Genomic DNA, 22,566 nt, shown 5'->3' with positions numbered 1-22,566 from the left:
ATTAAAACAAAAAAATCATTCTGACAGGCTTTCGAAAACATCGCTTTTTTTAGCTCACCAAGTTGATTTTAATTTCAAATGGTAATTTTTCAGGTTAAATGGGTTGCTACTTCATCATAAAAATAATATTTATCAGGCTGATAATCACAAAAATGTATGAAATAGAAAAATTAGCCGTTTTCAGGGATAAAATACCTCCGCTACATTGAGCATCTTTGTACTAACAATATGTATTATTACAACATGAAGAAAATAAGTATTACGTTAGTTGCATTGCTTGTGTCTTGTGTCACATCATTTGCACAAAGCAAAAAAATGTTCAGAATTGATTACAGTCTTTTTTCGCAGGAAACAGCAGACAACAACCAGAACGATGAACAGGAAACTATTTTTCAGGGCTGGGTAAATAAAGATTTTATCCGTTTTTATGTAGAAGGAGAGGATCCTACTGTACAGCTTACAAATAAAAACACGGGAACCTCCACTATGCTCTATCCCGGCCTGAAACAATTTGCTACTATATACGGAGAAAATGAAGCTCCTGCTGACCATAATTTTGACGATCTGAATATTGAATATGTGGCTGGTAAACAGAAAAAAATTGCCGGATATACCTGTAAACTTGCAAAGATCAATGCTTCAGAAGATACGGATGGTGCTTATTCACTGGAAATCTGGTATACAGAGCAGATCCCTAGTATTTATTGGGGAGATTACGAATTTCTAAAAAAACTTCCTGGTGCAGCACTAAGTATGAGTGCTATGGGCAGCGGTATCATTGCGCATAAAATTGAGCAGGAAGATGTTGCAGAAACGTTGTTAACTGTACCTCAGGATTTTACTGAAATGGAGGAAGCAGCAGCAGAAGCGGTAGATACAGAATCGCTTGGAGAAGGTGTTTATCTATATACAGATGAAAATACTTCATTATACGGATTGAGAGATGAGGAAGGAAATGTAATTACCCAACCAAAATTCACATCGATACTACACTTTTACGAAGGCAACGCAGTGGCAAGTGATGCAGATTATAATTACGGAACCATTGATCCTAAAGGAAATACAGTCATTCCTTTTAATTACAGCTTTCTGTCTTATGATACCAATAGTGAACAGTTTCTCTTCAGTAAAAATGACAAATTCGGCCTGATGGACAAATATGGTAAAGTTGTGATCAATGCCAAATATGACATGCTTTCCTTCTTTGAACATGGTACTGCAATCTTTCAGATCGATGGCAAAAGTGGTCTAATTAACGAGCAAGATAAACAAATCGTTCCGGCAAATTATGGTTATATAGCCGACCGGAATGCGACGCATTTCATTGCGATAGAAGGAGAACTCTATAATCTGTATACTATAAAAGATCAGAAAAGACTGGGCGGTAACATTCAATTCATCGCTACTACGGAAGATCCGAATATCTTTTTAGCACAAAAAGATGATAAATATGGCTTTCTGGATCAGAATGGCAAAGTAATGATTCCTTTCAAATATGCTTATGCAACAGGTTTTTCTAATGGGGTGGCATACGTAGCCATGGATTCTGATATGGAAGATCTGTTTCTTATCAACACCAAAGATGAGCGTGTAGAGGAAGAGAAATAAGTTTTTTATAAAAATAAAAAGCTACAAATCAGATACTTACATGTATTTTGAAAAATTTATAAAACAAATAGGCTAATAAGACGTTTTATATAGTACAATAAGATTATTGGTTAGTTTAAGACTAAAGGTTTTAAGACATAACGAATAATTTTAAAAATAGAAAGCACGGGACATAAAAACCTCGGGCTTTTGCTATTTAGTCTATTATCGCTAATCTATCTGAACGATTGTATACAGCTGGCGAGGACGCCAACTGACGCATTTCCTTGTAAAAGAGAGAATCCGATTTAGCTAAATAATAATATACAGCTGGCGAGGACGCCAACTGAGGCAATTTAATATGAAAGAGAGAATCCGATTTAGCTAAATAATAATATACAGCTGGCGAGGACACCAACTAACGCATTTTCCTGTAAAAACAGAGATCCCAATCTATCTGAATCATGTTACAGCTGGCGAGGACGTCAACTGACGCAATTTAATGTGAAAGAGAGAACCCGATTCAGCTAAATGATGATATACAGCTGGCGAGGATGTCAACTGACGCTACTTCTTGTGAAAGAGAGACCCTAATCTATCTGAATGATGTTACAGCTGGCGAGGGCACCAAATGACGCAACTTCTTGTGGAAGAAAGATCTTGATTTATCTGAGTAATGATATACAGTTGGCGAGGACTCCAACTGACGCAATTTAATATGAAAGAGAGTACCCGATTTATCTGAAAGAAACCTCAGTCATGTTACTGAGGTTCATAAATCTTACCTTCCATATCCATATAATAGGACTTCCCTTCCTGACTGACTACGACAAATACTTTTGCTGTCTGACGCGTAATATCCGGACTTTCCTTATTATATGCTTTAGTATTCATATAGTCCAGATATTCCAGTCTGAATTTCTGTGGAATTGAATTAATATATTTCAATTCATAAGTATCAATAATACGTTGGTCTGTCAGAAAATATCCGGCTGTTGTCTTCACAGGCATATAATATGGAAAATGCTCCTGGCTACTTTGATAAGCCCAGTTATATATTCTTGAAGAAAGACTGTCTTTAAGTTTGTACTCTCCTTTATGATTCATGTAGCTGTATTTCACATCTCTACCTCCTGTCGGCTGTACAAGAAACCAGTTTGATGTTGTGTCCTTTACACCTCCGATAGGAATAAGCTTTTGATGCTCAAAATTAAAACCGGGTAAAGGCTTGCCGTCACTGTCTATAATTCCAAAATGCGTCACATGCGGATCTGCTGTAGACTTACCTGCTACTGCATATACTTTTCCATCAATACGCATGGGGGTCAGCTTAGGTTCATTTACATTATGTGATGTGTACAGATCTGAATACGCTGTAATTTCTATGATATCACCAGCCACCACTTTATATTCAAATCCAGTATATCCATTTTCAGAAGATATAGATTTAATATTCGGATTTGGGGATCGTCCGTATTGCTGAGGCGGCATGACCAGTTCAGCCACCTGTTCAGAATGTGTTCGCAAGTTTCCTTCCTCATCTAAAGTCAGGGTATAAAATAAATCATTCTTGTAGTCATTGAATGTACCTATATATCCCTCCGGTTTAAACAGATATAAGGTATTTGCCAAAGCCGGAACAGTTATTTTCATTGTTCTCTGATCCAGATATCCCCATTTTTTATCCTGTTGAAATGGGATCATATAAGGCCAGTCCTTAAGTGTGATTTTTGCTAAATATGATTTCATACTCTTAAATTCTGTAGCTTCAGAAATAAGTTCGGAGGAGTTCTGGGCACTCAGCGGGTAATATAAACTAATGAAAAAAAGTAAAAGCAGATGTTTCATAGATATTCAATTTTTGGATTCACTGAAATAATGAATACCTTCAAAAGTACCCAATTAAAAATAGTATGGGTATAGCTGATATCAGGGATTATTAAGTCTTCCGTCTGCCTTCTTTGTTAATTGTTGTTAATTGTTAACTAATCAGACTACTACAAGAAAAATAAAACATACTTTTATGAAAACAATAAAAACCTTAGACTATGAGAAATATAACCTTAACCTGTTTTCTTCTTTTTACAGCGACACTAAGTTTCGCACAGAAACAAAAAGAGCAGCATCTTAAAGTAAGTAATAAATACAGTATTGGTCAACAGGTAAGTGATGAAGAGTACACTGTTACATTAAAACAAATCCGAAAAATATCAGATTCTACTTTCCTGATGCAAATACAGGTCAATGATATCTATTATTCGACAGTGGACAATAGATTCAATATAACATTATCAACTGCTCATCCGAGCAAAAACAGGAACATTCAGAATACTACAGCTACGATTCCTTATGTACTGTTATATGGAAGGCCCATCCAGTTTGAGGTGACAAACGGAAAAGTAAAAATTGACTCTCTAAAACTTCGTTCAGAATTACTCCGGCAATTAACAGACTGGCAGATTACGCCAGAATATCAGAGCAATATTTTAGCCAATACAATAAGTAAGAGTCAGACAATGGCCCAGTATTTATTTTTTTCAAAAGAGAAGAGTAAACTAACTGGTCAGATACAGAAAAAAGATAAAAATCAAGCTTCCTTTATCCGGGACGAAAATAATACAGCGGAAAAAACTCAGGAGAAAACAATATTTGACATCCATACGTTTCAGATAACAGAGGCCAGCCTTACTACAAAAGTAGATCAGGATGTAAACAATAAGGGGGTAAAAAGTGAATTTTACTTTGCCGTCCAACCGTCTTCATTACCTTCGGTAAAATCTGATGCTGAAAAAAACTATCTGGTCATGATTATTGAGGGAAGTGGATGGAGTCAGGCAGTAATGACTAACAACGAAATTGACAGTATAAAACTAAAGAATTACATCAGCAAATACGATCCGCTCTACGGTGAACGTCCGGATTTCAATAGTATTAAACTTGGGCTGATACAACGTCAGGGAAATTATGAAACCTATAAAGAAGAGCTTAAGAAAACAAGACCATTTCTTTTAAAGAGTACATATCATCTTTCCAATAAGATTGTCTTTGATGATTTAAGTGAGGCTGATTTTATCGAGATTGTACCTTTACTGGATAATGAACAACTCTATTCCTGGGCGCAGAATGATCTTTACCAACATGTCTTAGCCGGAAAAAGTGAAGCTATTAATAAGCTATCCAAATTATCGGTTTCATTCAGTGAAAGAGAAAAAACAACGGCCACTCCCATGATACTATGGCATAAAGCCTTTTTAAATAAAAATCATGCAGACAGTCTGCTTTACTATGGCAATGCACTTTTAGCACTTGATCCCTCCTACTGGAATGATGGAAATGCCAGCAGATATGCTCTATTTATCTGCAAATTACTTGGTGAAAAAGATAAAAGTACTGCAACAGCATTTCTGGATCAAATTATAAAAAAGCTGACTCCATTGGCTGAGGATGAACAAAACAGCTATCGTATTGTTAAAAAGGCACACCTCGCCTACTGCTACTATCTGCATGCGGCGGAAGCAGATCCGGCTCAGGCTCTTGCCTATACGGAAAAGGCGGTTTTTTATTCCCACGAGAATAAAAATGAGGATCGACGTGTCAATAGTTATGAAAGATCATTTGGTGTAGCCAAAGAAAATTACAATGAAAAATACCTCGACATGCTGGCTCAGAACGGGCAAAAAGATCTGGCTTTACAAAACTATGTAAAGGAATTTTTAATAAATCATTCCGGTAATTTTAGTGGATTAAAGAATTTTTATGAAAAGCAATTCGATTCCGTTTCTTTTGGTCAGTATTTTAAAGATAAGATTATTCCTCAGCTCGCAGATGCACCTGCATTTGAGTTAACTGATCTGGAAGAAAATAATGTAAATATCGCTCAGTTTAAGGGTAAATGGACTGTAATAGATTTCTGGGGAACCTGGTGTGGTCCCTGTGTGGCTGAAATGCCAAGACTAAATACCTATCATGAGAAGCTAAAGGAAGATGATAAAAGCAAAATAGATTTTATCACCATTGCCTGTAATGATACGAAGGAAAAGGTAGAGACCTTTTTAGCTAAAAACAAGTTTACAATTCCGGTATTGATGTCTGATGAAAAAGTGCAGTATAGCTACAAAGTACCGGGCTATCCCAGCAAATTTATTGTTACGCCTGAAGGAAAACTAATACCGACAATGTTTGGCTCCGATTGGCAAGGTTTTGTTAAACAACTAGCGACATTGTATTAAATAAAACCCCGTACCGGCTGTAGCCGGTACGGGGTTATAAGATCTTAATATAATAGTCTGAAAACCGGCTATTTATTAAGTTTTTTGATATTCTCTATACGATTCAACAGGTCTTTGTAATGGACCGCTTCAAAATCTTTTGATCTTTTGGCAGATTTAGCAATCTTTTGCTCCACCTGCAGCAACGCTTCGTACATAATGATACGCATATCTGAGAGATTCGGATTGTAAGGTGTCAGACCTGCTGCTGCGTAGGCTGTCTCCTGTACAGGTTTATCAAGTTTCAGCAATACGCCTAACCGATCTACATACGCACGCTGTAATCCTCTGCTGAATACATCATTGGCATTTGATTCAAATATTTGTTTCTCCAGATCATTCAACAACTGTTTTACAGTATAAGCCTGATTACCATTTTTAAATTCATCATCCAGCATGCGCGCAAATCCGTATGTTTCCATAAGTGAAGTCAGTACCTGATTTTGCATTTCAACGATCCGGTTGACCATTGTTCCGTAATCTACACGGGAAAGTAAAGTGGAATCCAATAACCAGGTAGGCGTCTGGAAAACCTGTCTCCCAACAAAGTCAACAGCTCTCTGCTGTTTATCCTTGCTTACATACGTGAATACAGCTCCCGGCTCGCCCATAGTCTTCACATCTTCTGTCATAGCTGCAACATTTGCAAGCACATGATTGACATAGCGGCGATACTGGCGCATAATTTCCAGATACAATTCTTTAGTACCACTTAAATCATCCGCATTATCATACGTCCATTTTTCCAGATTCGGCAGAATATAACGTAAATTGGCAATTCCGTAATCACTTGCTTTTACAGCATCGTTCCCCAGATCTTCACTTTGTGCACGCGGATCCATAGATCCCTGTCTGCCATAGAAATATACAGGATTCTTTACTTTCTCGCGAATCTGCAATTCTAATGCACGCTCTTCCTGTTCCGGAGTCTGGCCTGCAAAATAACGGTAACCAAAGTCAATCGCAAAACGGTCATACTCTCCTATTTTAGGATAGATCTGTTTGACTCCGTCACCTGGCTGTGCTACATAATTGAAACGTGCATAGTCCATTACAGAAGGTGCTGTACCATATTTTTCGGTAAATGCGGGAGAACGAAGAGAGTCTACATCATATGCTGCACTGGATCCGAAGTTGTGGAGCAACCCTAAAGTATGTCCGACTTCATGTGAAGATACAAACCGAACCAGTTGTCCCATCTGCTCATCACTAAGTTTGGCACCACGAGCTCCGTCATGAATAGCTGCAGTCTGTACAAAAAACCAATTGCGAAGCAATGACATTACATTATGGTACCAACCGATATGGCTTTCTATGATCTCTCCTGATCTCGGATCAGATATACGCGGACCATATGCATTTTCAGTTTCCGAAGCAAAATAACGGATGACAGAATAGCGTGCATCTTCTGTGCTGAATTCCGGATCTTCCTGGGGTGTCGGAGCCTCTCTGGCTACGATAGCTTCTTTAAATCCAGCAGCTTCAAAGGCTTCATTCCAATCGTTTACACCGGCAATCAGATAAGGCACCCATTTCTTGGGTGTAGCCGGATCAATATAGTATACGATCTGCTTCTTAGGCTTGACCAGTTCCCCTCTGTTGTACGCTTCCAAATCATCAGGTTCCAGCCGCCAGCGCTGAATAAATGCTTTTTTGGTTACTTTTTGATCATTCGCACCAAAATCAATCTTGCGGTTAGAAAAATAACCTACTCTCTGATTATCATAACGTGGCTGCATAGGTACCTTTGGTAATAATACCATGGAAGTATTGAGTCCGAAAGTCATCGCTCCGACTGTCTTATCTGCAGGCAGATCAGGTGTTTTAAAGGTTTTAACAGTCCTTACCTCCACATTCTCCGGAAAAGCTTTGACTGTATCAATATAAGAACGGGAAGCATCTATACCTGCGATTTTATATGTTTTCTTCAGGTTCTCCGGCAATTGCATCCCCGGAATATCCCCGTTGTAGAAATCCGTTACATCAATCACTACATTGCGCCCCCCTTCATTAAACGCTTTTATATCAAAAGCAGCCAGAATAGGCATAGCATTGGAATTGGCCAATGCCTGATTGATGTCTGTATTTCCTGTAGCCATGTAGGCATAGCTCGGTACGCGGATATAGATTGTATTTTCTCTTCGGTGCCATTGCCAAAGCTGATCATTGATCATCTCCCCTCCATACTGTGAACGGAATTCTTTAAGGCCGACAGGCGTCTGTGTAAAGCGTGTGACCACTAACATGTCTCTGTTCAGCAGACTATCCGGAATCTCCATATAATACTTATCGCCAACACGGTAACTATTAAAGAGCCCCTTACTTTTAACAGCATCTTTACTGATCAGTTCATCAAATTTTTTGATCTTATCTTTTTTTGGTTTATCATCTTCCTTCTTTGAAGTATCTGATTTATCTGTCAGTTTCACCAGACCGGACCATTTGCCTGATTGGGCATAAAGAGATCCTGTCCCCATAGTCATCATCGCCAATGCGATGGTTATCTTACTTATATATCTCATTTCTGTCTTTATGTATATAGATTACCAACCCGGATTCTGCGGTTGAAGATTTGTATTGACACCCAGCTCTGTCAGCGGGATAGGCATCCAGTAATTTTTGTCCGTAAACACCCGTGTTCCGGCAGATTTTGCTACATATTTAAATGTCCCATCGGTATTCTTCGTAATCGTCACGCCATTTACAGACTTATTCAGTACCACATCTGCTGTTTTCCAGCGTCTCAGATCCTGATAGCGGATATTATCTTCAAAAGCAAGTTCTATCCTTCTCTCTTTCTGTATACGTTGACGCATTTTGTCTTTATCCAGACCTTTGGGCAATTCTGGCATTGCCACCCTTTTACGTATCGCATTTACAGCATCATATACACTCTGTACAGGCCCTTCTACTTCATTCTTTGCTTCTGCAAAATTCAACAGGACTTCAGCGTAACGCATAATTACCCAGTTGGTGCTGCTCCCTATACTTGCATCTTTATTGTAGTCGAATTTTTCATCAATAAATTTCTTCATATAGTATCCTGTCGGACTTGGATTTGTTCTTGGCATATCTTTACCACCGGTAAAAGCTTCTACTGCCCGATCCTTAAACATACTTCCATTATACAGGATAGATTTTTCAAATCTCGGATCTCTTCCTTTATAAGGATTTGATTTATCGTAACCTGATCCGGTTTCATCAATAGCCTTTCCATTGGCCATTTCATACATATCAATCAGATCCTGGGTAGGACAATTGATACCCTTGCCACCGTAACCAGTAGGGCTATTGTTTTTATCAAATGCATGTTGTTTTTCACCTTTCAAACCATTATATCTGAATTCGAGAATTACTTCCGGGCGCGTCATTACGTTTTTAACCAGGAATACGTCATTATATTCTTTCTGCAGTTGAAAAGCGTTACTGCTGATAACCGCCTCAGCTGCATCAGCAGCTACTTTCCAGCGGTTCATATTTTGTTCTGTGTTATTAAGCGGACTGGCTGCCCAAAGCAGTACTCTTGTCCGGAATGCCAAAGCTGCATCTTTTGTAATTCGTCCCCACTCCTCTTTGGAATAAGTAGCAGGCAATTCCGAAGCTGCTTTTTCAAGTTCTGAAGCGACAAATGCCATTCCTTCTTCATGCGACATTTTATGTGGTTTCTCTTCTGCTTCTTCTATAGGCTGAGCCTTTAATAAAAGGGGAACATCTTTAAAAGAAGAAAACATTTGAAAATATAAATAGGCACGCATAAAACGGGCCTGTCCCAATAACAGGCGTCTGTCATCCTCATTCAGTACTTTTGCCGTTTCAGCTCTGCCGATAAAATAATTAATCTTACGGATCTGAACATAGGCGTCTTTCCAGAGATTACGTTCCGGAAATGTGCTGTTGAAAAAATCACCCGTCAGGTAAGCTGTTATCTTTTTTTCTTCTGTACCGATCAACTGCAAATCATCTGTTACTGCAGCAGGTACATACGTATTGGTAAATCCGGTATTTAAAAATGTATAGAATTCATTGACCGAAAGTTTGATCAGCGCCGGATCTGACCATACGGTCTCTTCAGACACCAGATTGAGCGGCTTGCGATCTAAAAAATCCTTCTGACAGGATGAGAATCCTATCAGTCCTGATAATAATAAAATACGAAGTATAGTGTTGTTATTTTTCATGGATCAAATGCATTAAATGTTAAAGACCTACGCGAACTCCCATAGAGAAGATGCGTTGTGGAGGATATAAGTTGGCTGTTGCACCGGTAGATTCCGGATCATATCTTCTGTTTTTACTGATCGTAAACAGGTTTTGCCCCTGCACAGTGATACTCATAGATCTCAGACCTGCAGCTTTGATCCAGTCTTTTGGAATATCATAAGCCAGCTGTGCTGTTCTCAATTTGATATAGTTTCCGTTTTTCACATAAAAAGTAGATGGAAGTCTGTTATTCTCATGATTAGACAATAATCTTGGATAACTGGCGTCCGGATTATCCGGAGTCCATCTGTCTAAATGAAGTTCATAGAAATTAGCAATATCATTGGCAGCTGTATAATTGATAAATACATCTGTCGATGCCTGGAAAAATGCATCTACAGATAAACCTTTCCATGCTGCACCCAGATTGATTCCGTATACAGTCGGTGGATTGATATAGCGTGCCTCAAATGCACGATCCGGACTGCCACTATACAATTCGACTACCCCATCACCGTTCATATCTTCATACTTGATATCTCCCGGCTTCGGAGTAACAGGAGTGCCATTAGGACTGCTCAGATATTTAGGCCAGTTAGCTACATCTGCCTCATCTCTGAAGATACCTTTTGCATTCAGAATACGAACCATTCCAATGGCAGATCCTTCCTGACGTAAACCCGGTAATACCGCATCATTTTCTCCATAATCTACTGCACGGCTTTTCGTATACGTCATATTGATCCGGGCATTGATCTGTACATCTTTTATACGGCTTCTATGCGACAATGCCGCTTCATAGCCGTAGTATCTTTCTTTTGCAAAATTCTGCAAAGCAGGAGTCATACCAAATGACAATGGCACATCATATGATCTGGAACGCAGAATATCAAACTTATTCTTGTTATAGTAATCCAGTTCGAATCCCAGCTTACCTTTCCATAGAATGGCATCCACTCCGATATCAAAAGCATCTACTTTTTCCCAGGTAATATTCGTATTAGGAACAGTAAGATTTGAAATTCTGGTCAGTGGAGTAATCGCATTATTTGTCCCGAATACATATCCAGCTGGCATGATGGCATAATTATAAAAATAGGTATACAAGCTACCTCCATCATTCCCTAACCGTCCAAATGAAGATCTGATTTTCAGATTGTCAACAAATGAGAATCGCTCTTTGAAAAAGTCTTCTTCAGACACAATCCAGGCTGCTGATACTGCCGGGAAAAGTGCATTACGCTTTCCTTTGGGATAGTAAGGTGAACTGTCATATCTGAAACTTCCTTCTACCACATAACGCTGATCATAGCTGTATACAAGACGGCCAACGACACTTTGTCTTGCATTTTCTGTAGAAGAACCTAAGTTTTTCTGGGTACTGGCGTCTCCAAGGAAAAGCTGATCTAAGCTCGCTACAGGAAAGTTGCTTCTGTCGGCGGAGAACATTTCACTTTTAAACTCATTTTGCTCATAAAGTGCCATCGCATCGACATGGTGGTCTCCAAACTTTTGCTTGTAGTTTAATTTCACCTGTACATTGACATTGTTATTCTGGTTGTAAGACTGACTCAGGTAAGGTTTTTCCGAGCCATTCTGTAACGTATATTCTTCTCTGTCCTGTGCTAATGTATATTGCGGAACAGGTGTAGTAAATCCTTTCTGAAAAGCGTTGTTACGGTCTACAGTTACTGCAGCACTTGCGGATAATCCCTTGATAAAAGGAATCTGCTGTGTCAATCGGAATGAACCTGTAAATACGTTTCTTGTGGTCCGGTTATAGCCACTTTCGGCTAATACATCTGAATAGGGATTACCTGAAAATCCGGAATAAGCGTAATATCCGTTAGAGAACCTGGCCGGAGCTATAGATCCCAATGAAGCCAGTCTGCTAAAGATCGTCTCTGCATATGCGGCCGGATTATTTGCCGTTTCACTGATATAGTTAATACCTACAGATAAATTTGTATTTGGTGTGACATCATATTCCGTATTACTGACAAGGCCATATCTTTTCAATCCGGAGGTTTTCATCAGACCATCCTGATCTGTATATGTTCCGCTCACGAAGTAACGGGCATTTTTGCTGCCTCCGTTTACATTTACATTATGACGTTGCAGCATTGCGGTATTATTAAGCACTTCTTTATACCAGTCTGTATTCGGATAACGATCCGGATCGGTGCCATCTCTGAATTTCTGCAACTCCTCATTTGTATACTTACTCCGTGGTGAAGAACCTCTTTCAGCAACATCATTATCGTACATTTCATTATTCAGCATTGCATACTGATAAGAATCCAGAAAACGGGGTAATCTGGTACTCTGCTGAAAACCAAACTGTCCGCTATACTGAATATCCAGGCGTTCTTTATTACCTTTTTTCGTGGTAATGAGGATTACACCATTTGCACCGCGTGTACCGTACACTGCGGCGGCAGCATCTTTAAGCACAGTAACACTTTCAATGGAATTCGGATCCAACTTATCCATTTCCATACCAATGATTCCCTGACCTTCTCTGGCCACTCCGTCAATGACGATCAGCGCCTCACCCATTCCGCGTATTTTGATAGTAGCACGGTCACGGTCAGGAGCTCCCGAAGTCATCGTAGATGATATTCCGGGAGCCCTTCCCATTAAGGTGTTAGATAGATTGACTGCCGGAGATTTTGCAAGCTCATCCCCTTTGATCGTATTGATAGCTCCCGCGACCAATTTCTTTTGCTGGGCACCATACCCCACTACAACAATATCGTTCAGTTCAGTTATTGCTTTAGAAAGCACAACTGCAGCATTTTCATTATTTTTGACTTTGTACTCTGCCCTTTGATATCCAAGAAAACTGCATTCAAGAACATCACCTGCCTGTGCACGGATGCTGAACTCTCCTTCATTATTGGTAGAAACAATAAGCCCGCTTCGTTTATTACGGATAGTTGCACCAGGCAGTACAATACCCTGATCATTACGAATAATGCCTTTAATGACTTCTTCCTGCAACGTCAGGGTAGTGACCGCCACACCCAATTCTTTCTTTTTCTTAAGGACTATATTTTTATCAGTCACGACATATGTAATGTCTGTTTCATTGAAAATAGCATCCAAAGCCTGTTTGACAGATGCATTGACAATATGTACATTTTTAACATTTGTACGTTCGAGAAGCTGATCATCAAACAAAAAGTTATATCCTGATTGTTTTTGAATTTCTTTGATTAAATTTTCAATCCGCAGATGACTACCCCGGATATTAATGGTCTGTGCCTCACCCTTAAAGGATACCAGGACAAAAGCTACAGCCAGCATGAAGACAGTAATTTTCATTACCCATAATAATTTCAGGAGAACAGTACGCAGTCCTCCCAATCCCACATTATAATTCATATATTTGAAGAGTTTAGGTTTAAGCGAAGGGATAAGGTATTACTTTCGAAGGGTCTTACTTATTCACATCGCTTTTAATTTCATTAGCCTAGGTCAACCAGAAGTATTAATGCTTCTGGTTTTTTGATTAGTAGAGGTTATTTCATCAGGTAAACCCTCCTTTCTGTGATTTCAAACCTGATGGTTTCAGTGATTTTAAATAGATTTAATATTTCAGACAGTTTACTATTGCGGGATAATGAGCCGCTAAATGTTTTTTTCTTTAATTCTTCTGATCCGGGCTGAATAACAAAGTCAACATTATACCATCTTTCGAGCTTACGTATAATATCTTCCAGAGGTTCTTTTACAAATACAAATTTGGCATCTTTCCATGCCACAGCTGGCTCTACATCTACCTGCTTACTTTGAAGTTGCTGATCATTCGCAACACTCTGCATCCCCGGCGTCAATGCCACCTGTTTTCCAAATGCCGATACATTTACTTTGCCGGAAACCAAGGTCGTGACAGTAGGTTCATCCGGATATGCGGATACATTAAACCAGGTACCTAATACTTCTATCTGTTGTTCTGCACTCTTGACAATAAATGGTTTGGATGCATCCTTTGTCACTTCAAAATACGCTTCACCCTGCAGCTGAACCTGACGTTGCTGAGCTGCAAATTCGACCGGAAACTTCATTTTAGAGTCAGCATTCAACCATACTTTTGTTCCGTCGGACAAAATAACCGTATACTGACCTCCTTTCGGCACCTCTATACTCTGCCATGTTTCTCTGGACTGGCCATTTAACAGCATATTCCCTGCCCCGTCTTCCAGCCTGTCTCCGTTTACAATAAGTTCGCCCTGTGGACCGAGTTTCATTTCACTCCCGTCTTCCAGCTTTAAAATGGCTTTATTTCCTCCGGGAGCAACATCTGATTTAGCAAGATCTGCAATGCGATCTTGTGGAGCTGTCTGTGATGTATACTGATAAATTCCATACGAGGCAATACTTAAAAGGGCGGCTGCCGCTACGTATTTCCATTGTCTGAAAATGCGGAATATACTTTTATTGAGGGATAACGAAGGTGTGTCTGAAGAGGTATCTTCTGTATCAATTAATCTTTCAAATCTATGAAAAGCCTGCTTCGCTGCCTCGGGATCTTCCGGAACGCTGTAGCTCTCAAAAGTACGTCCGATCAGTTCAGTCAGGTATTGCTCATTTTCCGGATGCTGAAATACCTCTACCCATTCCAGCAGTTCTTCTGCGGAAAGAGATCCTTCTATATATTTGGCATACAGTATTTCGAACGCTTTTTTGTCCTTCATCAAAAGATTAATAAATGCTTTACATAACTATAGACGTAATCTGATCTTCGGGGAAGACAAAAAAAATCATTTTGTTTGGGATATGATTTTTTCTAACAATAATGCTGCTAACACCAGTACCTGGAGGTCTGTGTTTTTTGACATGTAGTGTCTTAATAATTTCAGCGCTCTGACGACATAGGTCTTTGAAGATGTGACAGATATATCCAGCCTTGCAGCAATTTCTTCGTGCGAGAGACCATCTATACGACTCATCACAAATACTTCTTTTACTTTGGAAGGTAATGTGGCAATACCTCTGGATATTATATTTTCCAACTCTTTATATTCCATGCGCTGCACCGGAGTGAGTGCGTGATCAGTAAAATAATGAATCATTTGCTCCAGATTTTCGGTAACGAGTACCTTTTTACGCAAATGGTCCAGCGTTGTATTCCGGGCAATAGTATAGAGATAGGCTTTAATGTTTTTAACTTCTCCCAAATCCTCTCTGCGGTTCCATACCTTAACAAATATCTCTTGTGAAATATCTTCTGCCTGTTCCTGTGATTTAACAAGTAGCTTGACTACGGCAAATACATGAGTCCAGTATCTGGAAAAAAGAAGTTCATAAGCATTCTGAGATCCTTCAGAAAGATGCTTCACAAACTCTTCTTCATGTTGTAAAGGATACATTATGCTCCGTTAGTTTAGTTGAGGATAGGTATAGACATATTTGCAGGTTTATGCCCTTAAAAGGCGTTACTTTTCAAAACCTTACGTGCAAAAGTAACTATTTATTTAGAAAATTACCGGAGAAACCCTTATTTCTTGACAATATCCAAACATGATCACAACAAAATAGTCTGAAAAAATACATAAACAGTAGAAAAAGAAGGAAAAACCCCGGTCTGTTTTTAAAAGACCGGGGCTCCGAATATATTTACCGTACGAATATTAATTAATAACCAGGATTTTGAACCAGATTTGGATTTCTGTTCAATTCGCTCTGTGGAATAGGAAGCCAGACTCTGTTATCATTCATACCATAATTCATTAATGTACCATTACCTCCACAGATGAGACGGTATTCTTTAAGATTGTCCATGGTGGATTGCAACATACCTGTCCGCTGCAAAGAATACCAGCGATCCCCTTCAAATGCAAACTCTAACCTCCTTTCATTCAGTATCGCACGCAACAAAGCATCTTTATTCTGAATATCTAGAGCCGGCAGATCTACCCGGTCTCTGATCTTATTCAACGGAGACAAAGCTTCTCCAAACCTTCCCAGAGCATTGAGAGCTTCCGCTTTGAGCAACAAAATATCATCAAATCTCAGAATGTAAATATGGTCTCCGCTCATCCAACCGCTGGCATGTCTGAATTTGTAGGCAAAAGGTATCTCTCCTGTTGTCGGACAAGGTTTCCAGAACTCATCAGACCAGCCTGCATCGTCAAATAAGATACTGGCATCCTTCCGGATATGATCTCCGGCATCATCAAACGCTTTTACAAGATCTTTGGATGGTGTAATGTATTTGCGCCAGTCATCTCCTGAGAGTGATGAAGGAAGCAACATCTGTGGTCCCCAGTTGGATTGATTTGTGCCTTCCTTGAATTGTATCAGCAATATGCTTTCTTTATTATCGTAGTGTGTTCCATCAAACAACTCATCAAAACTGCCATGTAAATCGTAGCCGAGACGTTCTACTTCATCTGTATATTGCAGCACTTTATTGTAATCACGATCCGGACGCTGAGCCCAGACTTTTGCCAGTAAAGCATAAACGGCACCTTTGGTCGCTTTAGACTGACTTAATGAAGAAGAACTGTAGGTAGCGGGTAATATCGCAGCTTCTTCCAGATCTTTAACAATAAAATTATAGACTTCCAGTTCTGTAGATTTTTTAATATTGGCCTCTTCCGGATTAATCTTTGCATAGGCTGTCACTATAGGCACTTCTCTAAATTGTCTGACCAGCTCATAATAAAACAGAGCTCTCAGGAACTTAGCTTCAGCAATTAGGTATTCCCTGCGGTTGTTGACATCTAAAGCCGGATCCTGAACCTCGGCTGCTTTGCCGATGACCAGATTGGCACGGGATATACCATTGTACAATTGCTGCCATGTGCCCAGTATACGAGAATTGAGCGGAGAAATATCGAGGTCGTCATACTGGTATATTTCATCCGCATCTCCGCCGGCATAGGCATTGTCCGAACGGACATCAGATACTACAAAATATTCCCAAATAAAGTATTCCGTATAGAATGTCTGGTAAGCACCGACCAGTGCCGCATCCAGATCACTTGCTGTACGGTAGGCATTGCCTGAAGTCGCTTCCGACATGGGGGCATTGTCCAGGAATTTCTCACAGGAAGAAAGTCCGGGGATCATCATCAAGATGAATATGATTTGTGTAAAATAATTCGTTCTCATTGCTTCAGGAGGTTAAAAGGTTAGATTCACACCAAAAATAAATTGTCTGGCCTGTGGATAAGTACCGAAATCGATACCGAAGGCTCCGTTAGAACCGTAGGCGCTGGATTCGGGATCATATCCGGAATACTTTGTTACGGTAAAGATATTCTCACCGGTCAGATAGCAACTCAATTCCGTTATTTTCAATTTGCTAAGCCAGGCAGATGGAAAACTATAACTAAGCGTCGCAGATTTCAACCGCATGTAAGATCCGTTTTCTACAAATCGGGAAGAAATATCTGAATTAGTAACATCTCCATAGATCGCTTTCGGGATATCGGTCTGCTGTCCTGCTGTTGTCCATCTGTTCAGGACTTTAACAGACTGATTTTTGAAATCATTCATTCCTTCAGTTTCAATTCGTGTAGCATTGAATACATCGTTGCCGGAAATACCCTGCAAAAAGAAAGACAGTCCGAAATTTTTATACCGGAAGTTGTTATTCAGACCGAATGCAAATTTGGGATTGGGATTACCGATGATCATTTTATCGGCGTCATCTATACTTCCGTCATTATTCAGGTCTTCATACTTCATCATCCCTGTAGCAGGATCTACTCCAAGTGAACGATATCCCCAGAATACACCTAAAGGCAACCCCTCACGAATCAATGATACCTCCTGGCGTAAAGGAATGTATCCGTCGAGGATATCCTGTCCTCCTATATATCCGACCTTATTTCTATTGAGTGAGAAATTAAAATCCGTATTCCAGATCAGCTTATCTTTCAGGTTTTTGGAAGATATTGTCAGCTCTAATCCTTTATTTTCCAGATCTCCGATATTCTGTAATGCTCCTGTAAAACCACTGGAAAGAGCCAGCGGTTTATTTAACAACAGATTCTTTGTCTTCTTTTGATATACATCAAAGGCAAATGTCAGCCTGTTGTCTAAGATAGTTACATCTAGTCCCAGGTTATTCTGTGTTGAAGCTTCCCACTTCAGACTTGTATTTTCCGGAGTGGATGGTCCCGTACCGGCTACGACCTGACCACCCTGAATCATATTGATTCCGGGTGATACGATTCCGTACCAACTGTAGGCGCCGATTGCATCATTACCTACCTGTCCCCATGAATACCTGATCTTCAGGTCGTTGATAGCCGACACGTCTTTAAGAAAATTCTCTTCAGACAGACGCCATCCTGCTGAGAAGGAAGGAAAATATCCCCAGCGATTGTCCGGACCGAATACAGAAGAAGCATCCGCTCTGAAATTACTGGACAGCAGATATTTGTCGTCAAATGAATAGCGTATACGGCCAATAATGGAGATGTTACTCCGCTGACTCTTAGCTGTTATCGGATTTGTAAATATTGTTCCGCCGTTGACCGTTTGTACAGCGGTACTGTTGAATCCTTTAGATTCAATACTGCTGGATTCTCCATATTTACGCTGACTGGTCACTCCTCCCAATACTTCGAGATTATGTTTATCCTGAAATGTCTGTTTATATTCTAATGTATTCTCTGACAACCAGTATTCACTCTGCTCATTGGAAAGATTGGCAATACCACGATTTACTCTTCCCCAATCTGTTTTAAACGGATCTAAAAAATAATTGTATTTACTGTTATAATTATCATATCCAAACATGGATCTGAATCTCAGATTTTTCAGCAAATCTATATTTGCAAAAATATTCCCGTAGAAACGGTTATTATTATATCCGTTTACGGAACCGTCTATATAGGCTACAGGATTGTTGAAAGATAGCCGAAGAGGATTAGCCGTAAATGTACCATCCTCATTGTAGATACCGATAACCGGAGAACTGGTCAGCACGTTCATAATCACGCCGGCATTGCCTGATCCCGAATTATCGATTATATTTTTATCAAACCAACGTGCGTAGCTGATACTTGTACCAACACTCAACCAGTCATTTACCTTCTGGTCCAGGTTCATTTTGACTGTTCCCCTTTTGATATGATTTGTTTTCACTACTCCGTTTTCATTTGAGTATGCTCCGGAAAGATAATATTTGGTTTTTGCATTGCCACCTTCTACAGTCATCTGATAATTCTGAAGCCGGGCTACCCGAAATACTTCGTCACTCCAGTTTGTATTGGCGGTATATTTACTCCAATCAGCAACCTGCCCGATTTCATTCATCAGAGATATATACTGATCTCTGTCCAGCACATCCATTTTCTTTGCGATCCGGCTGAAACCGGTATAACCGGAGAGTTTTAATCTGGAAGTTCCTTCTTTTCCACGCTTAGTTGTGATCAGAATCACCCCGTTTGCTCCGGAAGCACCATAGATAGCTGCTGATGCAGCATCTTTAAGAACAGACACACTTTCTATATCATTTGGATTAATATCGTATATCAACTGAGTCGGCACACCATCCACGATGTATAAGGGATTGCTGCCGGCAGTAATAGAGTTTGTACCACGTACACGTACGCTCATCCCATTCTGTGGTTTACCGGAAGGGCGCGTAATCATCACGCCGGCTGATTTACCTTCCATAGAATAGCCCAGATTGGTAGATGGTCTGTCATCAAAATCTTCTGATGTAACCGTACTGATTGCTCCAAGTACATCTTTTCTCTTTTGCTCCCCATATCCCACCACGACGACTTCATCCAGTGCACTATTGGATATATCAAGTACCACAGTCAGGTATCCCCGGCCTTGTACAGACACTTCCTGAGCTACGAATCCGACAGAACTTACCATGAGAAGATCACCAGGATTAGCTGTAATCTCAAATTCACCGTTATCCTTTGTAGCTGTGGCTTCACGTGTATTTTTCACCTGTACTGTGGCGCCTTTAATTGCCTGCCCGTCTTTTCCGCTGACCTTACCTTTTATTGTCGTTTGTACATCTGTCGTATTTTCGGCCTTGCTCATTTTTGCAACTGAAGATCGTCTTATAACAATAGCTTTATCTTCAATCACGAAATCTAATGCAAACGGAGCTAATAGCTGTGAAAGTCCCTTATCCAAAGACACTCTATTCAGATCGACTTCCTCCACCCGAAGACGACCAACGATACCGGATTCACTGATCACATCGTATCTGGTCTGTTTTTTTATTTCTTTTAAAATATCGGTGAGTCGCGCATTTTTTCCTTTGAGCGTGACTAACTGCGCATGTGTAAGAGCCTGTACCTGACAGAGCGCCGCCACCATGAATAATGTAATGAGTTTCATCACAATCAGTATTTTTCGGACAGAAGAGTATCTGCAATAGCCTTCCTTCCCATAATTAGAGGTTATTTTCATTATATTTGATTAGTGTAAGGTTTTACATTGGTAATACTTGTAGTCAGTACAATGTAGAATATATACTATCTCTGCTAGAGAAGCCTTCAACCTTCTCTAGCTTATTTTATATATATGCTAGCTGTTAATGGTTATTTTGGACTCATATATATCCTCCTTCCTTCTATTCGGTATTTTATATTTTCATTAGTTAGTTGTATCAGTTTTAAGACCTTATCAATCTGCTCAGATTTAGATATAGATCCCCAGATCAGTATTTTTGCGATCTCAGGATCGACAATTATATCTGCATCATACCAGCGGCCTACTTTAAGCATGACCTGATCCAGACGCTCATTGTTAAATATAAATTCTCCATTCTTCCATGCGATGCTTTCTTCTGTATTAAAAGATTCCACATTTATCGAATTGGAGGTGTTAACAGTCTGCTGTCCAGGCAATAGATGGGTTTTGTAGAGCCCTCTCTTAGCAAGAACTTCTACTTTTCCTTCCAATAAAGAAACACGAGATACCGGATCACCCTCATATGAATTCACATTGAAATGTGTTCCTAAAACCCGAACCTCTTCTTTTCCTGTTTTTACAATAAAAGGTTTCACCGGGTCTTTGCTGACTTCAAAATAGGCCTCTCCCTGCAATTCAACCATACGCTTATCTCCGACAAATGCTATTGGAAATCTGATCACAGACGCCGCATTCAGCCATATTCGTGTTCCGTCGCTCAATTGAATTTTATATTGCCCTCCATTCGGTGTGGATACGGTATTATCTACAATTTCATCTGGATTCAGGGCTTCAACCGAACGTACAGTATAATTAATTTCGCCTTTTCGGGTTTTGACAATTTCAACCCCGCTTCTTTTAAGAAAAATACCCGTATCAAGTTGTTCCAGATCATAGGCGTTACCATCTCCCAATTGCAGATTCCCTCTTTCTGAACCGGGAATAATAACAGCCGTTTTAGTATGTTGAAGCGGAACATTATCCTGTCTGATGTACAGAATTGCACCAGCACCTATCAGTATCAAAACAGAGGCTGCCCAATACAACATACGTTTAAAAGGATAAATTTTTGAAATTCGGGGCGGGACTGTCATTCCGGACCGAGACTGGATATCTTTATAAAGCCCGGCAGCGATATTATCCAGCTCTTCAGCAGTATGATCTGTTACAATGTGGTCTTCAAAAGAGAAATACCACTCATCAAATTCCTGCTTTTCAGCTGCTGAAATTGTTCCGTTCAGCCATTTTTCGGCCAAATACTGGAGTCTCTGCGGTTCCGGTTTCTGCTTCATAATAAAGGGTTATATAAGTAAGCCCTCTGAAACTGCAATATCCCTTAGTGGAAATTAAAAATTTTTTAAATAATGTACCAGATGTATAAATGCAAGAATGCCCAGATCATTACGGATATGCTTGCGGGCTTTGGTGAGGTGAGCTTCTACTGTTTTTTCGGATATATTGAGCTCTTTTGCTATTTCTTTCTGACTGTACTCCTTCTCCACCCGTAGTCTGAATACTAATTGACACTTTTCAGGAAGTACTCGGATAGATTGTTCCAATGATTCCAGCAGTTCCTTTGTTTCCAGTTGATTTACTGTAGAATCGTCTCTTTCAGAAACAGAAGTCCGTAATACATTCCGATACTGTTCGATATGCCCTTGTCTGGATAATGACTTCAGTACCTCATATTTAGTGGCTGTAGCAAAATACACAGCAAAGTTTTTGGTCAGTTCAAAAGAACTTCTTTTGCGCCAAAGACTGAGAAAGATATTCTGGACAATTTCATAAGCATCATCTTCATTAGACAGCCGGTTTTTCGCTGCCAGAAAGATTCCGGTCCAGTGACGTTTATAGATTTCATTAAAAGCATGCTGCTGGCTATCCTGCAATAGCGCTACCAGTTGTTCTTCCGATAAGGATGTCACATCAACCATACTATTTAATTCCATTTCTCTTGTGCATAAATGTAAGAGTTTTATTCGTATACAAGATAAATGCCTGCTACAAATATATTCTTTTGCTTTTTCACAGGCATTTCCATACCGTAGACTTTCGGTCAAAATAATTTCACCGACAGAAGCCCCGTTTTTGCCGAGTTTTTAACTGT

The 22,566-nt window shown here is 39.8% G+C and carries 12 protein-coding genes; 2 read left to right on the top strand and 10 right to left on the bottom strand.

What is annotated here, in order from left to right; translation table 11 throughout:
* Positions 1–243: 243 nt before the first annotated feature.
* Positions 244–1,608: a WG repeat-containing protein gene (locus B4B65_RS10235; protein WP_293915562.1), complete on the top strand. Its 1,365-nt coding sequence runs from the start codon at positions 244–246 to the stop codon at positions 1,606–1,608.
* Positions 1,609–2,349: 741 nt separating this feature from the next.
* Here B4B65_RS10235 and B4B65_RS10230 read toward each other — a convergent pair.
* Complete coding sequence (locus B4B65_RS10230) at positions 2,350–3,336, bottom strand: hypothetical protein (RefSeq protein ID WP_293915561.1); 987 nt, start codon at positions 3,334–3,336, stop codon at positions 2,350–2,352.
* A gap of 299 nt (positions 3,337–3,635) precedes the next feature.
* Here B4B65_RS10230 and B4B65_RS10225 point away from each other — a divergent pair, with 299 nt between their 5' ends.
* A complete protein-coding gene (locus B4B65_RS10225; RefSeq protein ID WP_293915560.1) occupies positions 3,636–5,816 on the top strand; it encodes a TlpA family protein disulfide reductase in 2,181 nt (726 codons plus the stop codon).
* A gap of 68 nt (positions 5,817–5,884) precedes the next feature.
* Here B4B65_RS10225 and B4B65_RS10220 read toward each other — a convergent pair whose 3' ends face one another.
* From B4B65_RS10220 to B4B65_RS10180, 9 genes are all read right to left on the bottom strand, one after another.
* The gene (locus tag B4B65_RS10220) at positions 5,885–8,377 is read right to left on the bottom strand and encodes a zinc-dependent metalloprotease (RefSeq protein WP_293915559.1); all 2,493 of its coding nucleotides are present in this window, start codon (positions 8,375–8,377) and stop codon (positions 5,885–5,887) included.
* 21 nt (positions 8,378–8,398) lie between these two features.
* Entirely contained in the window at positions 8,399–10,033 is a 1,635-nt protein-coding gene (locus B4B65_RS10215) for a RagB/SusD family nutrient uptake outer membrane protein (protein ID WP_293915558.1), read from the bottom strand.
* Between the two features lie 19 nt (positions 10,034–10,052).
* Positions 10,053–13,442, bottom strand: coding sequence for a TonB-dependent receptor (locus B4B65_RS10210; protein ID WP_293915557.1), 3,390 nt, complete (start codon positions 13,440–13,442; stop codon positions 10,053–10,055).
* Between the two features lie 137 nt (positions 13,443–13,579).
* On the bottom strand, positions 13,580–14,755 hold the full coding sequence (locus tag B4B65_RS10205) for a FecR family protein (RefSeq protein ID WP_293915556.1): 1,176 nt from the start codon (positions 14,753–14,755) through the stop codon (positions 13,580–13,582).
* A 66-nt stretch (positions 14,756–14,821) separates the two neighbouring features.
* Positions 14,822–15,430 (bottom strand): RNA polymerase sigma factor, encoded by a 609-nt coding sequence (locus tag B4B65_RS10200; RefSeq protein WP_293915555.1) that lies wholly within the window; start codon positions 15,428–15,430, stop codon positions 14,822–14,824.
* Between the two features lie 265 nt (positions 15,431–15,695).
* Positions 15,696–17,177: a RagB/SusD family nutrient uptake outer membrane protein gene (locus B4B65_RS10195; protein ID WP_293915554.1), complete on the bottom strand. Its 1,482-nt coding sequence runs from the start codon at positions 17,175–17,177 to the stop codon at positions 15,696–15,698.
* 12 nt (positions 17,178–17,189) lie between these two features.
* Positions 17,190–20,456, bottom strand: coding sequence for a SusC/RagA family TonB-linked outer membrane protein (locus tag B4B65_RS10190; RefSeq protein ID WP_293915553.1), 3,267 nt, complete (start codon positions 20,454–20,456; stop codon positions 17,190–17,192).
* A 131-nt stretch (positions 20,457–20,587) separates the two neighbouring features.
* The gene (locus B4B65_RS10185) at positions 20,588–21,751 is read right to left on the bottom strand and encodes a FecR family protein (RefSeq protein ID WP_293915552.1); all 1,164 of its coding nucleotides are present in this window, start codon (positions 21,749–21,751) and stop codon (positions 20,588–20,590) included.
* 54 nt (positions 21,752–21,805) lie between these two features.
* A complete protein-coding gene (locus B4B65_RS10180; RefSeq protein WP_293915551.1) occupies positions 21,806–22,408 on the bottom strand; it encodes an RNA polymerase sigma factor in 603 nt (200 codons plus the stop codon).
* Positions 22,409–22,566 lie beyond the last annotated feature (158 nt).

The organism is Sphingobacterium sp. UBA5789 (assembly GCF_002418355.1).
GTDB lineage: Bacteria > Bacteroidota > Bacteroidia > Sphingobacteriales > Sphingobacteriaceae > Sphingobacterium.
The sequence above is the reverse complement of the archived record's forward strand: the minus strand, read 5'-3'. Positions and strand labels throughout refer to the sequence as shown.